The 14920-nt window shown below is 39.7% G+C and carries 17 protein-coding genes; 6 read left to right on the plus strand and 11 right to left on the minus strand.

The genetic code is table 11. The features are described from left to right. Positions 1-23: 23 nt before the first annotated feature. Positions 24-446, minus strand: a complete 423-nt coding sequence (locus tag Q4B79_RS02650) for an HIT family protein (protein WP_303084876.1) — start codon at positions 444-446, stop codon at positions 24-26. Between the two features lie 107 nt (positions 447-553). Here Q4B79_RS02650 and Q4B79_RS02655 point away from each other — a divergent pair, with 107 nt between their 5' ends. Then, positions 554-1198, plus strand: a complete 645-nt coding sequence (locus Q4B79_RS02655; RefSeq protein WP_303084877.1) for a hypothetical protein — start codon at positions 554-556, stop codon at positions 1196-1198. 203 nt (positions 1199-1401) lie between these two features. Here the strand turns inward: Q4B79_RS02655 and Q4B79_RS02660 are convergent, their stop codons facing one another. Further along, the gene (locus Q4B79_RS02660; RefSeq protein WP_303084878.1) at positions 1402-1644 is read right to left on the minus strand and encodes a pyocin activator PrtN family protein; all 243 of its coding nucleotides are present in this window, start codon (positions 1642-1644) and stop codon (positions 1402-1404) included. A gap of 7 nt (positions 1645-1651) precedes the next feature. Between Q4B79_RS02660 and Q4B79_RS02665 the strand changes: the two genes are divergently transcribed. Further along, positions 1652-2038, plus strand: coding sequence for a hypothetical protein (locus tag Q4B79_RS02665; RefSeq protein ID WP_303084879.1), 387 nt, complete (start codon positions 1652-1654; stop codon positions 2036-2038). 98 nt (positions 2039-2136) lie between these two features. On the opposite strand, the gene Q4B79_RS02670 is transcribed toward Q4B79_RS02665, so the two are convergent. After that, positions 2137-2454, minus strand: a complete 318-nt coding sequence (locus tag Q4B79_RS02670) for a DNA-binding transcriptional regulator (protein ID WP_303084880.1) — start codon at positions 2452-2454, stop codon at positions 2137-2139. Then, on the minus strand, positions 2451-2750 hold the full coding sequence (locus tag Q4B79_RS02675; RefSeq protein ID WP_303084881.1) for a DNA-binding protein: 300 nt from the start codon (positions 2748-2750) through the stop codon (positions 2451-2453). Before Q4B79_RS02675 ends, Q4B79_RS02670 begins: the two co-directional genes overlap by 4 nt. Positions 2751-2867: 117 nt before the next feature. Here Q4B79_RS02675 and Q4B79_RS02680 point away from each other — a divergent pair, with 117 nt between their 5' ends. Continuing rightward, a complete protein-coding gene (locus Q4B79_RS02680) occupies positions 2868-3176 on the plus strand; it encodes a hypothetical protein (RefSeq protein ID WP_303084882.1) in 309 nt (102 codons plus the stop codon). Between the two features lie 98 nt (positions 3177-3274). Here the strand turns inward: Q4B79_RS02680 and Q4B79_RS02685 are convergent, their stop codons facing one another. Together Q4B79_RS02685 and Q4B79_RS02690 are read right to left on the minus strand one after the other, a co-directional pair. Continuing rightward, positions 3275-4219 (minus strand): hypothetical protein, encoded by a 945-nt coding sequence (locus tag Q4B79_RS02685; RefSeq protein WP_303084883.1) that lies wholly within the window; start codon positions 4217-4219, stop codon positions 3275-3277. A gap of 328 nt (positions 4220-4547) precedes the next feature. Then, positions 4548-4832 carry a hypothetical protein gene (locus tag Q4B79_RS02690; RefSeq protein ID WP_303084884.1) on the minus strand — a complete coding sequence of 95 codons (285 nt, stop codon included), beginning with the start codon at positions 4830-4832 and terminating at the stop codon, positions 4548-4550. 72 nt (positions 4833-4904) lie between these two features. Here Q4B79_RS02690 and Q4B79_RS02695 point away from each other — a divergent pair, with 72 nt between their 5' ends. Next, the gene (locus tag Q4B79_RS02695) at positions 4905-5171 is read left to right on the plus strand and encodes a hypothetical protein (RefSeq protein WP_303084885.1); all 267 of its coding nucleotides are present in this window, start codon (positions 4905-4907) and stop codon (positions 5169-5171) included. On the opposite strand, the gene Q4B79_RS02700 is transcribed toward Q4B79_RS02695, so the two are convergent. Continuing rightward, positions 5166-5645, minus strand: coding sequence for a hypothetical protein (locus Q4B79_RS02700; RefSeq protein ID WP_303084886.1), 480 nt, complete (start codon positions 5643-5645; stop codon positions 5166-5168). The two genes, Q4B79_RS02695 and Q4B79_RS02700, sit on opposite strands and share 6 nt — an antisense overlap. Positions 5646-5868: 223 nt before the next feature. Here Q4B79_RS02700 and dusB point away from each other — a divergent pair, with 223 nt between their 5' ends. Further along, positions 5869-6900 (plus strand): tRNA dihydrouridine synthase DusB, encoded by a 1032-nt coding sequence (gene dusB, locus Q4B79_RS02705; protein WP_303084887.1) that lies wholly within the window; start codon positions 5869-5871, stop codon positions 6898-6900. 61 nt (positions 6901-6961) lie between these two features. Here the strand turns inward: dusB and Q4B79_RS02710 are convergent, their stop codons facing one another. Beyond that, entirely contained in the window at positions 6962-7186 is a 225-nt protein-coding gene (locus Q4B79_RS02710; protein WP_303084888.1) for an NF038104 family lipoprotein, read from the minus strand. 15 nt (positions 7187-7201) lie between these two features. Continuing rightward, positions 7202-8413, minus strand: coding sequence for a bifunctional glutamate N-acetyltransferase/amino-acid acetyltransferase ArgJ (gene argJ / locus Q4B79_RS02715; RefSeq protein ID WP_303084889.1), 1212 nt, complete (start codon positions 8411-8413; stop codon positions 7202-7204). A 208-nt stretch (positions 8414-8621) separates the two neighbouring features. Here argJ and Q4B79_RS02720 point away from each other — a divergent pair, with 208 nt between their 5' ends. Next, positions 8622-8981 (plus strand): hypothetical protein, encoded by a 360-nt coding sequence (locus Q4B79_RS02720; RefSeq protein ID WP_303084890.1) that lies wholly within the window; start codon positions 8622-8624, stop codon positions 8979-8981. A 63-nt stretch (positions 8982-9044) separates the two neighbouring features. On the opposite strand, the gene recD is transcribed toward Q4B79_RS02720, so the two are convergent. Beyond that, positions 9045-11123 (minus strand): exodeoxyribonuclease V subunit alpha, encoded by a 2079-nt coding sequence (recD, locus tag Q4B79_RS02725; RefSeq protein ID WP_303084891.1) that lies wholly within the window; start codon positions 11121-11123, stop codon positions 9045-9047. A 5-nt stretch (positions 11124-11128) separates the two neighbouring features. Next, positions 11129-14911 carry an exodeoxyribonuclease V subunit beta gene (locus tag Q4B79_RS02730; RefSeq protein ID WP_303084892.1) on the minus strand — a complete coding sequence of 1261 codons (3783 nt, stop codon included), beginning with the start codon at positions 14909-14911 and terminating at the stop codon, positions 11129-11131. Between the last annotated feature and the right edge of the window lie 9 nt (positions 14912-14920).

Consider the following 14920-nt stretch of genomic DNA (forward strand, 5'->3'; position numbering starts at 1 on the left):
GATACGAGCAAAACACATTTAAATCAAACAATCACAGCACGGATTTTACTTGCCAGTTCTGCCAGCTCGTTTTGGTCAGCAAATCCACCCTCGTGTTTACCCAATTCATGCACGTGCGTAGGAATTAAGTGCATGTGATAGTGAAAAACGCTTTGCCCTGCTTTGGCGTGGTTTAATTGCATTTGTACCACACCCTCCACCCCTAAGGCTCTCCTTTGAGCCTCTACTACTTTTTGGGCAGTAGCAAACACCGCTGTCGCATATTCTAAGGGTAAATCCGTCAGCTCCACCGCTTGACATTTTGGAATAACCAGCACATGACCAACCGCCTGTGGCATCACATCCATAAACGCGAGCGTCTTATCATCTTCATACACCCGATGGCAAGGGATTTCTTCACGTAAGATTTTAGCAAAGATATTTGTATCATCATAAGTCATCAACATCTCCTGACAAATTAACAAGTAAGTTATTGTAACATAAAAACATAAAACTTTTTAAAATTCCTCGAATTTTATGTTATATTACACCTCCAAATTTCATCGAGACTGACATGACCACTCGTTTTATCCTACAAGAATTAATAACCGACATGCCCTCCTTTCGGATACACAATACAAAAATTGACACTTTTATTTACGAACAAGATTTACCCATCATGTTTTTGGCTCAATACGACCGCTTAAACGATGGCATTAAAGCACAAAAACCACTTGGCGATTTTTTCCATCATTTAAACCAAAAAGTAACCGTCGCCGAAACCTGTGCCATCTTGGGGGTTGATGCACATCATCTAAAACCCGCCACGCACATTAAGTTTACAGGGACGACTGTCATGGTTTGGGACGATTTACCACTGGCTTTGCACTTGCATTTTACCAATACCGCCAAAGACCATCAGGTCAGCCAATACTCATCGACAAAAGCCATTGGGGAGCAGATTGCTCACATCATGCTATCAGGGAGCGTTAGTGTGCTGCATAAATCGCACGACAAAACCCTAGTTAGCATGGATTTATCTGATGATGAATTTTTAATATCTCCCAATACTCACTACACCGCCCTACCCAATAGCCACGCCCTTGCTACCACACAGATACTAAACCACATCAGGCACACAAACCCCAAATCTATGGAAGTTTTGGAAATGGCTCTGCACGATGCAGTTTTAACTTATTTTGCCACGCATTTTAACTAATTCTGACGCTTATGCCCAACCATCTTTTACTTACCCCCCTAAACATCGGCAAACACACTATTAAAAACCGCCTCATCGTTGCACCGATGGCAGGTGGGACATATTAAAATTATTTTCTATTAAAAATCAAATATTTAATTGATGTTTGATTTTTGGAATTGCAAATATATTGCATAAAAAAAGCGGACAAAAGTCCGCTTAGGTTAGACATTCATTGCTTGCCAGTCCTGCCGCGCCTGTTCTCGCTCCTGCTCCAACCACATCGCCAAGTCCGATAAATTTACAAAATGTTCGGCTTGACTGCTCTTGTCGGTGCGAAAAGTGGGGAAGGGCAGGCTACATTTGTTCGCTTCCTTTCTTGCCGTGTCTGCATTAAGATGTGGCAGGTAGTCAGCGATGATGGCATTTAATGCAACAACTGGCGACTTGTAACGCAAAAATAGCATTGTTGCGATGTCTCAAAAAATGCTTGATGGCGTGCTAGACATTGATGATATGTGGGCGATACTCTACGGCAAAGATACAGACGATGCGTGGGATAGCGATATTGCCTTGATAAAGGCAAACCCAAATTATAACATCTCGGTATCGGGCGAATTTTTGCAAGCACGGCAACGAGATGCCAAAACTTCGGCACGCAAACAGTCGGTATTTCGCACCAAGCACCTAAATGAGTGGGTGGGGGCAAAAAATGCGTGGCTAAACATTGCCAAATGGCAAAATACCCCTGCACGAAAGTCTCTACACGAGCTGGAAAACCGTCCGGACATTGCTGAATATTTGGCAGAAAGTCAATCTGATGATTTTTTGCAAAAAGGCAAAGATATTGAGCTGTCTTGATATTGACAGCGCGATACCCTGTGGAGTATCATAATGCTATTATGGCATTAAGTGTCAATAAGGCGATTATCCGTTTGGATAGTTGCCTTTTTTATCGCCTAAGCAGTAGCAAGCTCGCCAATCAGCTCGGGGCGTTTGGCAAGCAAATCTAAAAGCACACGAGCCGAACCGCTTGGCTGTCTTTGTCCTTGCTCCCACGATTTGAGCGTGTTTACTGAAATGCCAATGGCACGGGCGAACTGGCTTTGGGATAGATTGTTTTGTTGTCTGATGGTGGCAGGGTTAATGCGGTATTGCCCTTTGTTAAACTGTTCAAGAGAGCGGGTTAGGCTCTCACGCACAGCTTCGGCATCTGGGTCATCGTCAATAATTGCCTGAACAATGGCATCAATGTTGTCAAATTTTGGTAGGGTCATTGTTTCTTTCCTTTTAGGGTGTTTGGGGAGATGTTTTCTTGTCTGTTTTTGGCATAGACCGAAAAGCAAACAATCATACCGTTTTCTAACAGATTGTAATAAATCACACGCACACCGCCTTGTTTGCCCTTGCCTTTGGCAGACCAACGCAGTTTGCGAAATCCGCCCGTTTTTGGGATAACATCGCCTGCCAAAGGGTTTTTGGATAAAAAAGTGATGAAATCGCTTTTTTCGTCATCGCTCCAAACGGTTTTGGATTGGGCGATAAAATCATCGGTTTCGGCAATGGTGTACATAATGGCTTATCTTTGATTGAATACATTGTATTATAACACTATGTATTATAATTGCAAGTGATTTTTTGATTTTAACCGCTTTTTTGAGCGGTTTTTTTATTGCAAAAAGGAAATAAAATGAAATTTTTTGGTTGGCTAGGCTCACTTTTCGGGCGAACTCGCCTAGATAAGAGGCAAACTACTGACCCCTTTATCGGCACAACATCGGCAAGTGGCAACGCCGGACTGATGGCTGGTAAATCTTACTTGTTTAGCGAAACGGCTGGCAAGACCAATTCGCCCACCCATACCGCCAAGCAATACGACCACAACCTACCACACAGCGTGCAGGTGGACTCGGACAGTATGGCAAAACACCAAGAAATCCTAGCCTACTGCGAAGCTCACAAAGTGGACTACACCACCGCCGTAATGGCAATCGGTTAAATTTATTGATAAGGAAAAATTTATGAAAACCCAAGCAATTAGCCTTTTGACCCTATCCGTCCTACTCGCCCAAGACAGAGTGTGGATTTGGGTGTGGCTTAGGCTTTGCGTGCCTTTGCGTCCGCTAGTAGCGGATTTTCAGGTACATTGGCAGACTGAGCCACACCACCCGCTCCATACTGCTCGGACAACAAAAAGTCTTTTTCGCCTTGTTTTGGCAAGCCTTTGGCAAAGTCGCCAATCACGCCATCTACTTTGTCATCATCAAGCGACAACAGTAGGTCAAAACTTGACTGCGATAAGTGGGTGTATTCGCCCTTGTCATTTTTGACAAAGCCGTTTTGGGAGAGTTTGGCTTCAACGCTGGCTTTTTTGCTTTTCTTTTTAAGCTCTGCATTTTCAGCTTTGAGTTTTTCTAGCTCTGCTTGCAAATCAACAATGGTTCTGCTTAGCTCATCAACATTTGGGCGAGCGGTTGGATTTGGGTTTTCGGTTGCCATTGGGTTTTCCTTTTGGTTGGGATTGGAATTGGTTGGGTTATTGGATAAAATCATCGCCAAAGTGTTACTGTCCACACCCGTAGGGGTAAAGGACACTTCTGGCACGGTGCAATTTTTTAAAATTCGCATTGGGTAGCCATAGGTCTGCCCATTAACGACTACCGTCTCGTGTTCTTGCAAATCTTGGTAGTAGCCCGCACTGATATGGGCGGACATTTGCAAGGGAAAGCCATCGTCAGCATCTTTGGCAAGTTTCTGGGCATCATCATTACTGAGTAATGTACCGTCAATTTTTAAGGCATACCCATCAAGCGACAATTTGCCAAAGCCTAGACGTACATTACGGTCGTGCAAGGACAACACAGGTACTTTGTCGGATAGGGTAATGCTATCCATGTCCACAATGGCTCGCTCGCCATAGTAGGAAAATGGCAAACCGCTATTGGCAATACCTGTAAAGGTACGAAGTTTAGCGTTGTCGTCCGTCTTACTGATGGCGACATCGGATAAGTTGGAAAGTAGGTAGTTGTGTTCGGTTGGCATAACTCGCCCCAAAATACGATTTTGCGGTATTTTAAAGGACTTAATGATTTGGCGTTAGGCGAAAGGGTTCAGGGGTTGAGATTGATTAAAAATTAGACAAAAACCACCCAAAAACCCAAAACGCAGTTTAAGGCGATTTTAGGGGGTTTTTAGGGCGATTAAATTTGGGTGGGGCAAACGTACCACTTTAATCTTTCAAACGAATTTAAACGGTATTTAAATGGGTTTTAAATGGGGTGTAAGATTGGGGGTGGTGGGGCGGGAGAATTGGGGGCAGAAATGAAAAATCCGCCCTGTGTGTGTGGGGGGGGGGGGGGGGCGGACTTGGTTAGGTGGTGGCGGTGTAGCGAGGGTCTTGCTTTATGGTGGTTAATAACACTTGTTGCCATTCTTGGTTGGGGAGTTTTAGGGTTTGAATGGTTTGAAAAACCGCATTAAATGTCTTTTTATCAAGGCTTGATAAATCAAGCTCCCCAAAAAACTCAATATCACCTGCAATCTCTTGGCGGTCGCTTGCGTCTAAATGCTTATCAAAAACTGATTTAAGCCCATCAAATACAAGACTGGCAAAGCCCTTTGAGCCAAGTGTGTTTTTTTCATTGACGATAATCATTGGGCATTCCTATTCAATTAAGATGATTTTTTCTTGTAAATCTTTGGGTAATGATAGCCAGTAGCTGGCGTGGTGGCGGGGATTACCGCGTTGGTGGCAGGTGGTCTACTGCTATGGCAAAACTGGGACACAGTCAAAGCCAAAGCAGATGAAGTGTGGTTTGCCATTGGTGAGATTGTGGCAATGGCGGTGGAAAATGTCAAATCCTATTTTGTGGGGATTGGCGAATGGTTTGGCGGTATGTGGGAAAGTGTCAAAACCGCCATCAGCACCAAAATTGATGAAATAAAGCAAGCCTTTTGGCGGTGGCTTGCTGGTATGCCCGCCCCCCCATTATAAAAAAAAGGTGGTCAAGGCGGTTAATTCGTCATTGGTGGGCGTGCGGTCAAGGGATTTTGAGTTGCTAATAACCCTGCGTTTTCTAAGGGCAGTGGTGGCTTGTTGTAACTCAAATTGCACGGTTTCAAGGGGTAGCCCCCAAGCTGATACCGCATAATCAATGGTTGCCCTCAAAAATGAAAAATCGCCTTTAATTGTGGACGGTGTAACCCCTTCGTTTTCATCATCGCCACGAAACCGCCACAGGGCAAAGGCGGAGAAGTCTTGACGGGTAAGACTGCTCGCTTGCCGTTTGGCAATCGGATAACCTGCCACACGGGTTAAATTTTTGGTGTATTTGGGGTTAAATTGTTCTGCGACTTCATCACGATAACGCAAAATAAGGCTTGCAAGGGTGTCGTTGGTGGGTTTTTTGGCGATGTTGCCGTTTAACTCCAATTCAGCTTCGGTTTTTCTAATCCATTCTTTTGCCAAACTCTCTTTACTAAAAGTCTTGGATTGGCTAAAATTGTTGCCCTACCGACTTTGGCGGACGGTGGCGACAAAGCTGATTTTGCCATTTTTGGCGGTGCGTTTTGTAATCGTACCCATAATTTGCAACTCCCGCAACTCGGTTGTAAAAAGTTGCAAATATATTACAACATTTATGTTAAAATATGCAAGTTTATGCAACTTTATGCGAGTTTATACCAAAATTATGACAACACAAAACCAAGAAAAATCCTTTGAAAATCAACATATTTTATTACAGCCCTTATATGTCGGGGGTTTGAAAATTGAGAATAGAATTTGGGTCGCACCGATGGCAGGCGTAACGGATAATCCCTTTCGCCGATTGGCAAAAAGTTTTGGGGCAGGTCATGCGGTAAGCGAGATGATTATCGCTGATACCGCCCTTTATGCTCGCCAAAAGTCCTTGTACCGTGCCAATTTTTCAGGAGAAATTGCCCCCATATCCGCCCAAGTCGCTGGGGCAGAGCCTGACAAATTGGCACAGGCGGTGCGATTTCAGGTGGAAAATGGGGCGTGTATCGTGGACATCAACATGGGTTGCCCTGCCAAAAAGGTGTGTCGTAAACTCGCTGGCTCGGCACTTTTGCAAGATTTGGATTTGGTCAAACGCCTGCTTGATAGTGCGGTAGAGTCGGTGGCGGATTTGGACGTGCCAATCACCTTAAAAACACGGCTTGGCTTTGCTAATGGTCAAGAAAACATCCTCACTATCGCCCACATCGCCGAACAAGCAGGCATATCCGCCCTAGCCATACACGGACGCACCAGAGAGGATTTTTATACGGGTAATGCTCGCTACGAACTCATCAAAGAAGTTAAGGCAAATGCCAAAATCCCCATCATCGTCAATGGCGACATTGATAGCCCCCAAAAAGCCAAATGGGTACAAGAGTACACAGAGGCGGATGCGGTGATGATAGGGCGAGCAGGACAAGGTCGTCCTTGGATTTTTCGGGACATTGCTCATTATCTGGCAACAGGCGAGCTTTTGCCAGAGCCGAGCGTGAGCGAGCTTCGCCAAATTGTTTTGACCCACCTTGATGAGCTTTATCAATTTTATGGCGAATATTCAGGTTGTCGTATCGCTCGCAAACACATCGCATGGTATACAGGCGGTCTACCCAATTCTAATGCCTTTCGTGAAGCGATGTATCAGGAGGAAACCACGAGCGGACAATATAAAGTCGTAGATAAGTTTTTAAGCACAGGTTGCTAGTTTTTAATTACGGTCAACACCATCAAAAAACCATCTCAATCAGAGATGGTTTGACACAAAATCATTGCTTGTCTTTTTTCTTATCTTTTTTGGATTTTTTGTCGTTGTTGTTATCCCCCTCCTCATCGCCATCAGGGATAATCGCACCCACCACCTTAGCTGTCCCTTTGGCGACACCTTTGGTGGTTTTGTACGCAACCTTAACAGGCGTGGTAACGACTTTGTGGACACAGCCTTGCAGTAAGAATGCACTTGAAATCACAAACATCAGTACAATTTGTTTCATCTTAAAAATACTCATTTATGAACGATAATCAGCGTTAATTTTAACATAGTCGTACGACAAATCACAAGTATAAACTGTGTCGCTTGCCTCGCCTTCGTTTAGGTCGATACAAATGACAATCTCTGGGCGACTCATTACCGCCTGACCAAGTTCTTCGGTATAACCATCAGCAAGCCCACCACGCTCGCAGATTTTTACCTCATCAAGATAAACATCCACTTTCGCTTGTTCAAAGCTCACACCCGCATAACCTGCCGCCGCCAAAATTCGCCCCCAATTGGGGTCAGAAGCAAAAAATGCAGTTTTTACCAGTGGCGAATGTGCAATGCTGTATGCGATTTTGGCACAGTCCTCACTGCTTTTACCGCCCATCACTTTTACGGTGATGAACTTGGTCGCTCCCTCGCCATCTCGCACGATGAGCTGAGCGATTCTTATCATCACGCTTTCAATGGCATGATAAATCGCTTCAAAATGCGGATGATTTTTGGTAATTTTTTCGCCCACTTGGGCGGTAGCAATCAAGGTACAACAGTCATTGGTTGAGGTATCGCCATCTACCGTAATGCGGTTAAAAGATTTATTTACTGCCTGCACCAGCATGGATTGCAATAATTCTTTATCGATGTTAGCGTCGGTCGCCACAAAGCCTAGCATAGTTGCCATATTTGGGCGTATCATGCCAGCCCCTTTGGAAATTCCCGTTACGGTATAAACCACACCATCAAGTACAACCTGTTCACTATGACCCTTAGGAGTGGTGTCAGTTGTCATGATGCCAAAGGCAGCATCTAGCCAATTATCTTCGGTTAAGTTCGCCAACGCTGACTCCAAACCAGCAATGATTTTCTCACTTGGCAAGCTCTCGCCAATCACACCTGTGGAATACGGCAAAACTTGCTCGGGCTTTACCCCCACCTTATCAGCCAACGCCTTGCACGTCGCCAACGCCCTATCATTGCCATCTTGACCTGTACCTGCATTGGCATTACCTGTGTTTATCATTAGGTAACGTGGATTGTTGGTTTGAATAAACTGCCTAACCAACTGCACAGGACTTGCACAAAACTGGTTTTGAGTGGTAACAACAGCCACTTGTGCATCAGAACAAAGCTCAAAAACTGTCAAATCCTTGCGATTTTGATAGCGAACCCCCGCCTCTGTAACGCCGATTTTTATTCCTTTTACAGGACGTAATTTGACAAGTCCAACATTTCCTACTGGCATAATACCCCTCATTATTTGCATTTAACCTTACTATTTTAACAAAGTTTTTATCTTTTTGGTAGAATCAATATCATGTATATTGAAATACACTCTATTATAAGGCATGCCCCAAGACAAATTATTACGATTGCGATAATAATCAGTAAATAAAATTTGGTAGAATAGGGACAAGTTTAATAATTTTCTTTTTGTTATGGGAGATTGCATTATGTTAAATAAATTTAAAATTGGCTCAGGTCTACTATGTGCCATCGCCTTAACCGCCTGCCAAAGCACGCCCACCAATCCTGTCATTGCTAGGAGCGATAACACATTTGAGACCACAGGCTTTGGCAAAACCAAGACCGAAGCCCAAAACTCAGCCCTAACCTCCGCCAAAGCTCAATGCGGTCATAAAACCCCCATCATCATCAAAGATACCTTAAATTATCAAGGCGTTATCGATGAAAAAGTGGGACGTGTCGCCGAACAAAGTGCCAAAGTTATTGGTGCTATCTTGGGTGTGGGTACGCCAGAGATAAGTCGTGATGATGATTATGAATATTTCATCACCTTTAAATGTCAATAAATTCTGCTAAAACCACCCTTTGATTGGCGTGGTTTTATTTTTATAAATCCAATTTCACTCATCTTACGCCTCGTGGATTAACAGCCCTGTTTGTCGCTTAGTTGGCGTATTGATGGCAGTCAATAGTGCCTGCTCATTGCTATAAATTGCCACCTGTTTTTTGGCACGAGTAACCGCTGTATAAATCAATTCTTTGGATAACAATCTTTCATTATCCTCATTAAATACAATGGCGACTTTATCAAATTCAGAACCTTGTGATTTATGAATGGTCATGGCATAAGCTGTGCTTACCATATCATCATTAAATACACTCACAGAAAAACTTCTTATGGTCTGCCCCTCCCCCACAAAATACACCGAAAGCTCACTATCACGTATTCCGCTTTTTAGGCAAATGCCAATATCTCCATTAAACAACCCCAAATCATAGCGATTTTTTAAAACCATGACTGGACGACCATGATACCACTTGGATTTATTTACCTTCAAATTCAAGCTTTCTTTATGCATGATTTCAATCGCCTGATTGATACTGTCATCGCCACACACTCCCACGTGAGATGCGGTTAAAATGCGATATTTATTAAAAACTTCATGTAATCTTATGATGGTATTATTTTTTTGAAAATCATCATATTGATAAAACTTATTTTTTAATGAATTGGTCATTGCAAACAACCCATGTTTTTCTTGATAATCACATGCCAACTTTTTATAAAAAGACACCAATGATGAATTTTTAAGCTTATTTTTTAAATTTCCAACATCAAAAAATGCCAAATCATCATGATTGGACATCATTGCCATCATGATATTTTCTGAGATATGTTGTTTGTCATTGATAAGCTTGGATAATTTTCCCACGCCAGAGGATTCATCAAACCTTCTTGATTCGGTCAAATGAATACGGGCCGATGATAATTGTGGCAATGCACACAAATCAGACAATACCGCACCTGCATCGACCGCTGATAATTGATTTGAATCCCCCAATAAAATCACTCTTGCTCCATGTTTAATGGCACTTAATAATTGACAGGCTAATTCTGTACCAAGCATTGATGCTTCGTCCACCACAACCAAATCATAAGGCAACGGATTGGCAATATGATATTTTGGTGTATTATGCATGCCAATACCCAATAGTCGATGAATGGTCATGGGTTTTGGTAAGTCAATGTTCTCGCCACTTAAATCCAATGCCATTTGCAAAGATTCTGCCATACGCTGAGAAGCCTTTCCAGTCGGTGCAACCAATGCCAGATTTAGCTCCTTATTATCAACACCCAATGACTGATATAACGCCAAAACAATCTGTGCGATTGTAAAAGTTTTTCCCGTTCCAGGTCCTCCCGTGATGATGCTAAATGCGTGGTTAGCAATATGTTCTATCGCTTTTTTTTGATTACTATTTAATAGGGAATTTAATTTTGGCAATAAAATCTTCGGGATAGTGCTATGATGAATATCAAAAACAGATGATAATAATTGTTTTTCCGCCATAAAACTACGATTTAACCAAAAATACATACTGTTTTTGGATTTTTTATACCAAAATACGATTACCTTATCAACAAGTTCATCATCGTGTTTTGAAAAATATGGATTATGGCATAATTCATCAACAAACCCCGCTAAACACCCATTGTTTTTAATATTAATCACATAATAAGCTCTTAATATTAATAAGAACATATTTGATATACTCTCTAAATCTTTTTTTAGCCTCAAACCCTTGTGATTTTCGCATTGATTTTTATAGCACGTTGATACAAAGTCCTTTTTTTGAGATATAAAATCAGCAAATGATGACTCATCATTAATTTCATTCATTTGCATAAATATTTCATCAAAATCCAAAAATCCTGTTTTATCAATAATTTCTTCAATAATTGGCAAGAATAATGGCAACTGCCAATTTTTTAATTGCTTATATCCATGACCATCATTTTGCTTATTATCTGATAACACAAGCACTGTATGACCATCATCAAGTAAACGACTGCTTGTAAAATAAACCAAAGAAAAAACGACACTCCAAGAATGGTAAATCTTAACATCGTCAATATACCCCTTATCCATATACCAAGAAGCATGAGAAGATAAGCGGTTATTTAAATAATGGCTGATATGATTCATGTTTGTTATCCAAATACTTCATCTAAGGCATAAATAAGCGATATTGGAATTTGCCAATTAATATGTCCAAGTGCATGGTCTTGACTATCCACACCTCTTAAAAATATAAATTCTACCCCACCCAAATAATGGTGTTCATTACCAACATAATCATCAATACGTAACTTCAATAAACGATGTAATGCCACTTGATAAACACAGGCTTGCAACCAGTAACCTGCTTCATTCATTACTCGTTCTAGATTATCTTTGTGATAATCAGATAATGATTGGCTGATAAAATTTGATTTATAATCCACGATATAAAATTTACCGTCATATTCATATACCAAATCTATCTCGCCATTTAGGTACTTATAATAAGCAGAATCATCATCTTTTGTTAATACTATTTCTTTATCACTATGATTTAAAAACGTTTGATTAAGGTTATCTATGCCAAAATTTTCCGTCAGTCTTAGTGTAAATTTCATTTCCTTAATAGACTTGTCGTTATTGAGTTGAGCAAGACTGATATTTGAGGATAACATCGGTGTATTAGAAATTGCCCAAATCCAATCCACCAAATCTTGATGTAAATCAATATTACCATTACGGCTATGATAACCATCAAAAGCTCCGAATGACACTATCATTTTATCAATACTTTGGCTAATATTATCACAACTACTTAAATCAGTAACTTCCAACAATTTATGCAAAAATGTTCCAGCTTTTTTACCTTTCTCAAACAATGGTCGAATGTCATTATCTTGATAATGAACACCCAAATCATTATCAATGCCATAAATATCCACTTCTATTTCATCATCAATAATAATATCATCTGACACCGTCTCACGGTTTATTTTGTACATCAAAGACGTTGCACTGCTTTTCGATGCTCCAATAAAATACTTATGACTAAATATCTTATCCCAATCATCGTACACAATCTCTTCTGTCAAGTGTTGCACAGGCTCATACTTGTCAAAAATCATATCTTGACAATCATTCCATAAAATCAAATCCATTTTATTGGATAATCTCTTGGGTAGCGTCAAGGTCGTTTTTTTATCTTGATATTCAAGCCATTGATAAACCACCATGCCATTTAAAGATTGGTTAGATGATATTTCTTTTGCCACCACATAGGTTTTCTCGGAAGCTCTCGTTAAAGCAACATAACCCAACCTTAGCCTCTCTTCAAATAATTCTTGATTGTTTTTTTTCTTATAATAATCCAGTTCCGTTTTACTGTCTTTATATGGCGATATTCTACGGTCAAAACTTTCATCACTATATGCATAAAAAAATTCTTCGCTTTGAGGCTTTGACTGCTTATTCAAACCCAAAATATATACAATAGGAAACTCCAATCCTTTTGACCCATGAATGGTCATGAGATTAACACCAGACTCACTAGGCAATACTGTCCGATGATAAGATTCGCTGTCATCTTTATTTGACATCATTAACTCAAACCAATTTATTAAACCAACATCATTGATTTTTTTATACGCATATTCATTAACAATCACCTCAATGATTTGACACAAATCCACCAAATAACGCTCGCCACATCTAGCACACAATTCCCATAAACTATCGTCTGATAGGGGATTTTTTGATAAAGCCCATTGTATTGAACTTGCTATACCATACCTTATTAAATAATCATGGCATTTTTTAATATATAATATCAATTTTTCAGCAATTAACTCGTCTCCCAGTAACATCTCCAAATCATCAATTTGATAGCCAAAAATATTAGAGGTTAATAACCCCCCCAAAGATTCTCTATCCTGATGAATTATTGCACATAACAAGGCATATAAGTCATTTGCAGATTCTGTGGTAAAAATATTCACATCATTTGGTGTAATAGATGGAATATTAAATTCATCTAAAAATGATTTAATTTTACTCAAATCCCTCTTTTGATAAGATAATACTGCAATATCGCTGGGCATGATAGATCTACCATCTAACTTATGCCCATCTTGCAAGATACTATTAATATGCGAGGCAATACAATAACTTTCATCTTTTTTATCCCCATTTTCATCAGATGAAATATATATTAATGACAATGGGTGATTACCCGCATAATCTGGCATACTTCCATTCTTATCACTCCAAACCAACCGCCCTGCCTCATTGATGGCATCAACTTGATGGTAACAAATACCCTCACCCAAATACTCATGGCTACCTTCAAACCAGCTATTTAAAGCATGGACAAGATTTTTATTGGATCGTCTATTAGTATTTAATGTTAGACTACTATTTAATAAGGGGGGATAATTATTATTTTTACCAAAATTTTTAACGCTATTATAATTAGATACATCTCCCCCTCTAAATCTATAAATAGCTTGTTTTGGATCTCCCACAAACAACAAAAACCCGCGTGATTTCTTATTTTTTATTCTTCTATCATTAAAATAGCTTAAATAGATAGATTCTATCAATATCTTTTGCAAGCCATTAATATCTTGCGATTCATCAATTAGTGCAACAGGGTATTGTCTTCTGATATGCTCAACCAGACCTTTATTGCTCTTTAAAGCCTCTATAAGCCTTACCATCTGAAAAGTAAATGTACTTTTTCCCTGATGTTCCAGCATTTGTTTTAGTTTAACCCTGATATCGCAAGACATTTGATGATACAAGTAAGAGCGGTACATGTTACCAATATTTTTAATGCGATTTTTAATATCAACAATAGACAATAATCTATCTATTGGCAACGAATAAAAATATGACTTATTTTCATCAAATCCTTTTTTAAAGGCATTCTCTTTTTTGATGTCTATTAATTTATCCAAAAAGTTAATATCTTTTTGCGATAAATGATTTACAAACCCCACTTTATAATCTCTAATATCATCTAAAATATGTTTAATGAGACCAAAATCTTTTACACAAGATGGCGATTTACTAAAACCAAAATTTGACATATAATCTATGTCATAAAAAGGCTCAAACACTGATAAATCTTTATCAAAAATCCCCATCAATTCATGCTCGATTAAGTCTAGATAGTTATCATCTATCACATAAGCTTCATCAATGGGTGCTTGATAAAAATTCAATGATAAATTAACTGCTTTATAAGCAGAGTCAATATCATAAAATACGTCCGCTCCTATGATGTCGTAAAGTTTTTTTGATTTGGCAATTTTAATATGTTCTTTACGCAACGCATCATGAATTAACGAATGAATCATCTCCTCGCTATTAGAGATAATCTCGGTATTAGTCTGACAGCCTATTTCTGATGAGAATTCTTTTAGCCATTTTTGAGCAAGACTATCTAGCGTTCCCACAAATAGCTTGTCCAATGAAGTTAATAAAACAGAACATTTTCTAGCGACGACATCAAAAATATAAATATTGTCATGATTGATAAATTCATCAATAGATTTCTTTATTAGATATTTATAAATTTCATCATCACAATCTTTGACCCCATTGTTTTTTGCCTCTTCTATGATTTTATTTAGAGAATCATCTACATCACTGCCATCAAACCATTTTTTATAAGATGATGTTTGTTGAGCAATCCAGCGAATATAATAATAAAATCCACTGATTTTTTCTTGTATGCGTTCTTGCATTTCTCTGGCGGCAGCACGAGTGAATGTCGTGGCAATAATCTGCTCTGGTTGATACTGTTTTTCTATTAATAATCTTAAAATAATACCCGTTAAAGTCCACGTTTTTCCAGTACCTGCTGAGGCTTCTATCAAATAGCCTCCCGTTAAATCACAAGCGATGGCAGGAATGATAGTTTTATTATTCATCATATTTTC

This window comes from Moraxella sp. (genome assembly GCF_030525845.1).
In the GTDB taxonomy this organism is placed as follows: Bacteria; Pseudomonadota; Gammaproteobacteria; order Pseudomonadales; family Moraxellaceae; genus Moraxella.

What these genes read in the sequence shown, in the direction of transcription:
- Q4B79_RS02720 (WP_303084890.1), top strand. Translation starts at nt 8,622, where the DNA reads ATGTTAAATAAATTTAAAATTGGCTCAGGTCTACTATGTGCCATCGCC.
- Q4B79_RS02675 (WP_303084881.1), bottom strand. Translation starts at nt 2,750, where the DNA reads ATGTACACCATTGCCGAAACCGATGATTTTATCGCCCAATCCAAAACC.
- Q4B79_RS02665 (WP_303084879.1), top strand. Translation starts at nt 1,652, where the DNA reads ATGTCTCAAAAAATGCTTGATGGCGTGCTAGACATTGATGATATGTGG.
- recD (WP_303084891.1), bottom strand. Translation starts at nt 11,123, where the DNA reads ATGAATCATATCAGCCATTATTTAAATAACCGCTTATCTTCTCATGCT.
- dusB (WP_303084887.1), top strand. Translation starts at nt 5,869, where the DNA reads ATGACAACACAAAACCAAGAAAAATCCTTTGAAAATCAACATATTTTA.
- Q4B79_RS02680 (WP_303084882.1), top strand. Translation starts at nt 2,868, where the DNA reads ATGAAATTTTTTGGTTGGCTAGGCTCACTTTTCGGGCGAACTCGCCTA.
- Q4B79_RS02655 (WP_303084877.1), top strand. Translation starts at nt 554, where the DNA reads ATGACCACTCGTTTTATCCTACAAGAATTAATAACCGACATGCCCTCC.
- Q4B79_RS02670 (WP_303084880.1), bottom strand. Translation starts at nt 2,454, where the DNA reads ATGACCCTACCAAAATTTGACAACATTGATGCCATTGTTCAGGCAATT.
- argJ (WP_303084889.1), bottom strand. Translation starts at nt 8,413, where the DNA reads ATGCCAGTAGGAAATGTTGGACTTGTCAAATTACGTCCTGTAAAAGGA.
- Q4B79_RS02660 (WP_303084878.1), bottom strand. Translation starts at nt 1,644, where the DNA reads ATGCTATTTTTGCGTTACAAGTCGCCAGTTGTTGCATTAAATGCCATC.
- Q4B79_RS02685 (WP_303084883.1), bottom strand. Translation starts at nt 4,219, where the DNA reads ATGCCAACCGAACACAACTACCTACTTTCCAACTTATCCGATGTCGCC.
- Q4B79_RS02650 (WP_303084876.1), bottom strand. Translation starts at nt 446, where the DNA reads ATGTTGATGACTTATGATGATACAAATATCTTTGCTAAAATCTTACGT.
- Q4B79_RS02730 (WP_303084892.1), bottom strand. Translation starts at nt 14,911, where the DNA reads ATGAATAATAAAACTATCATTCCTGCCATCGCTTGTGATTTAACGGGA.
- Q4B79_RS02710 (WP_303084888.1), bottom strand. Translation starts at nt 7,186, where the DNA reads ATGAAACAAATTGTACTGATGTTTGTGATTTCAAGTGCATTCTTACTG.
- Q4B79_RS02690 (WP_303084884.1), bottom strand. Translation starts at nt 4,832, where the DNA reads ATGATTATCGTCAATGAAAAAAACACACTTGGCTCAAAGGGCTTTGCC.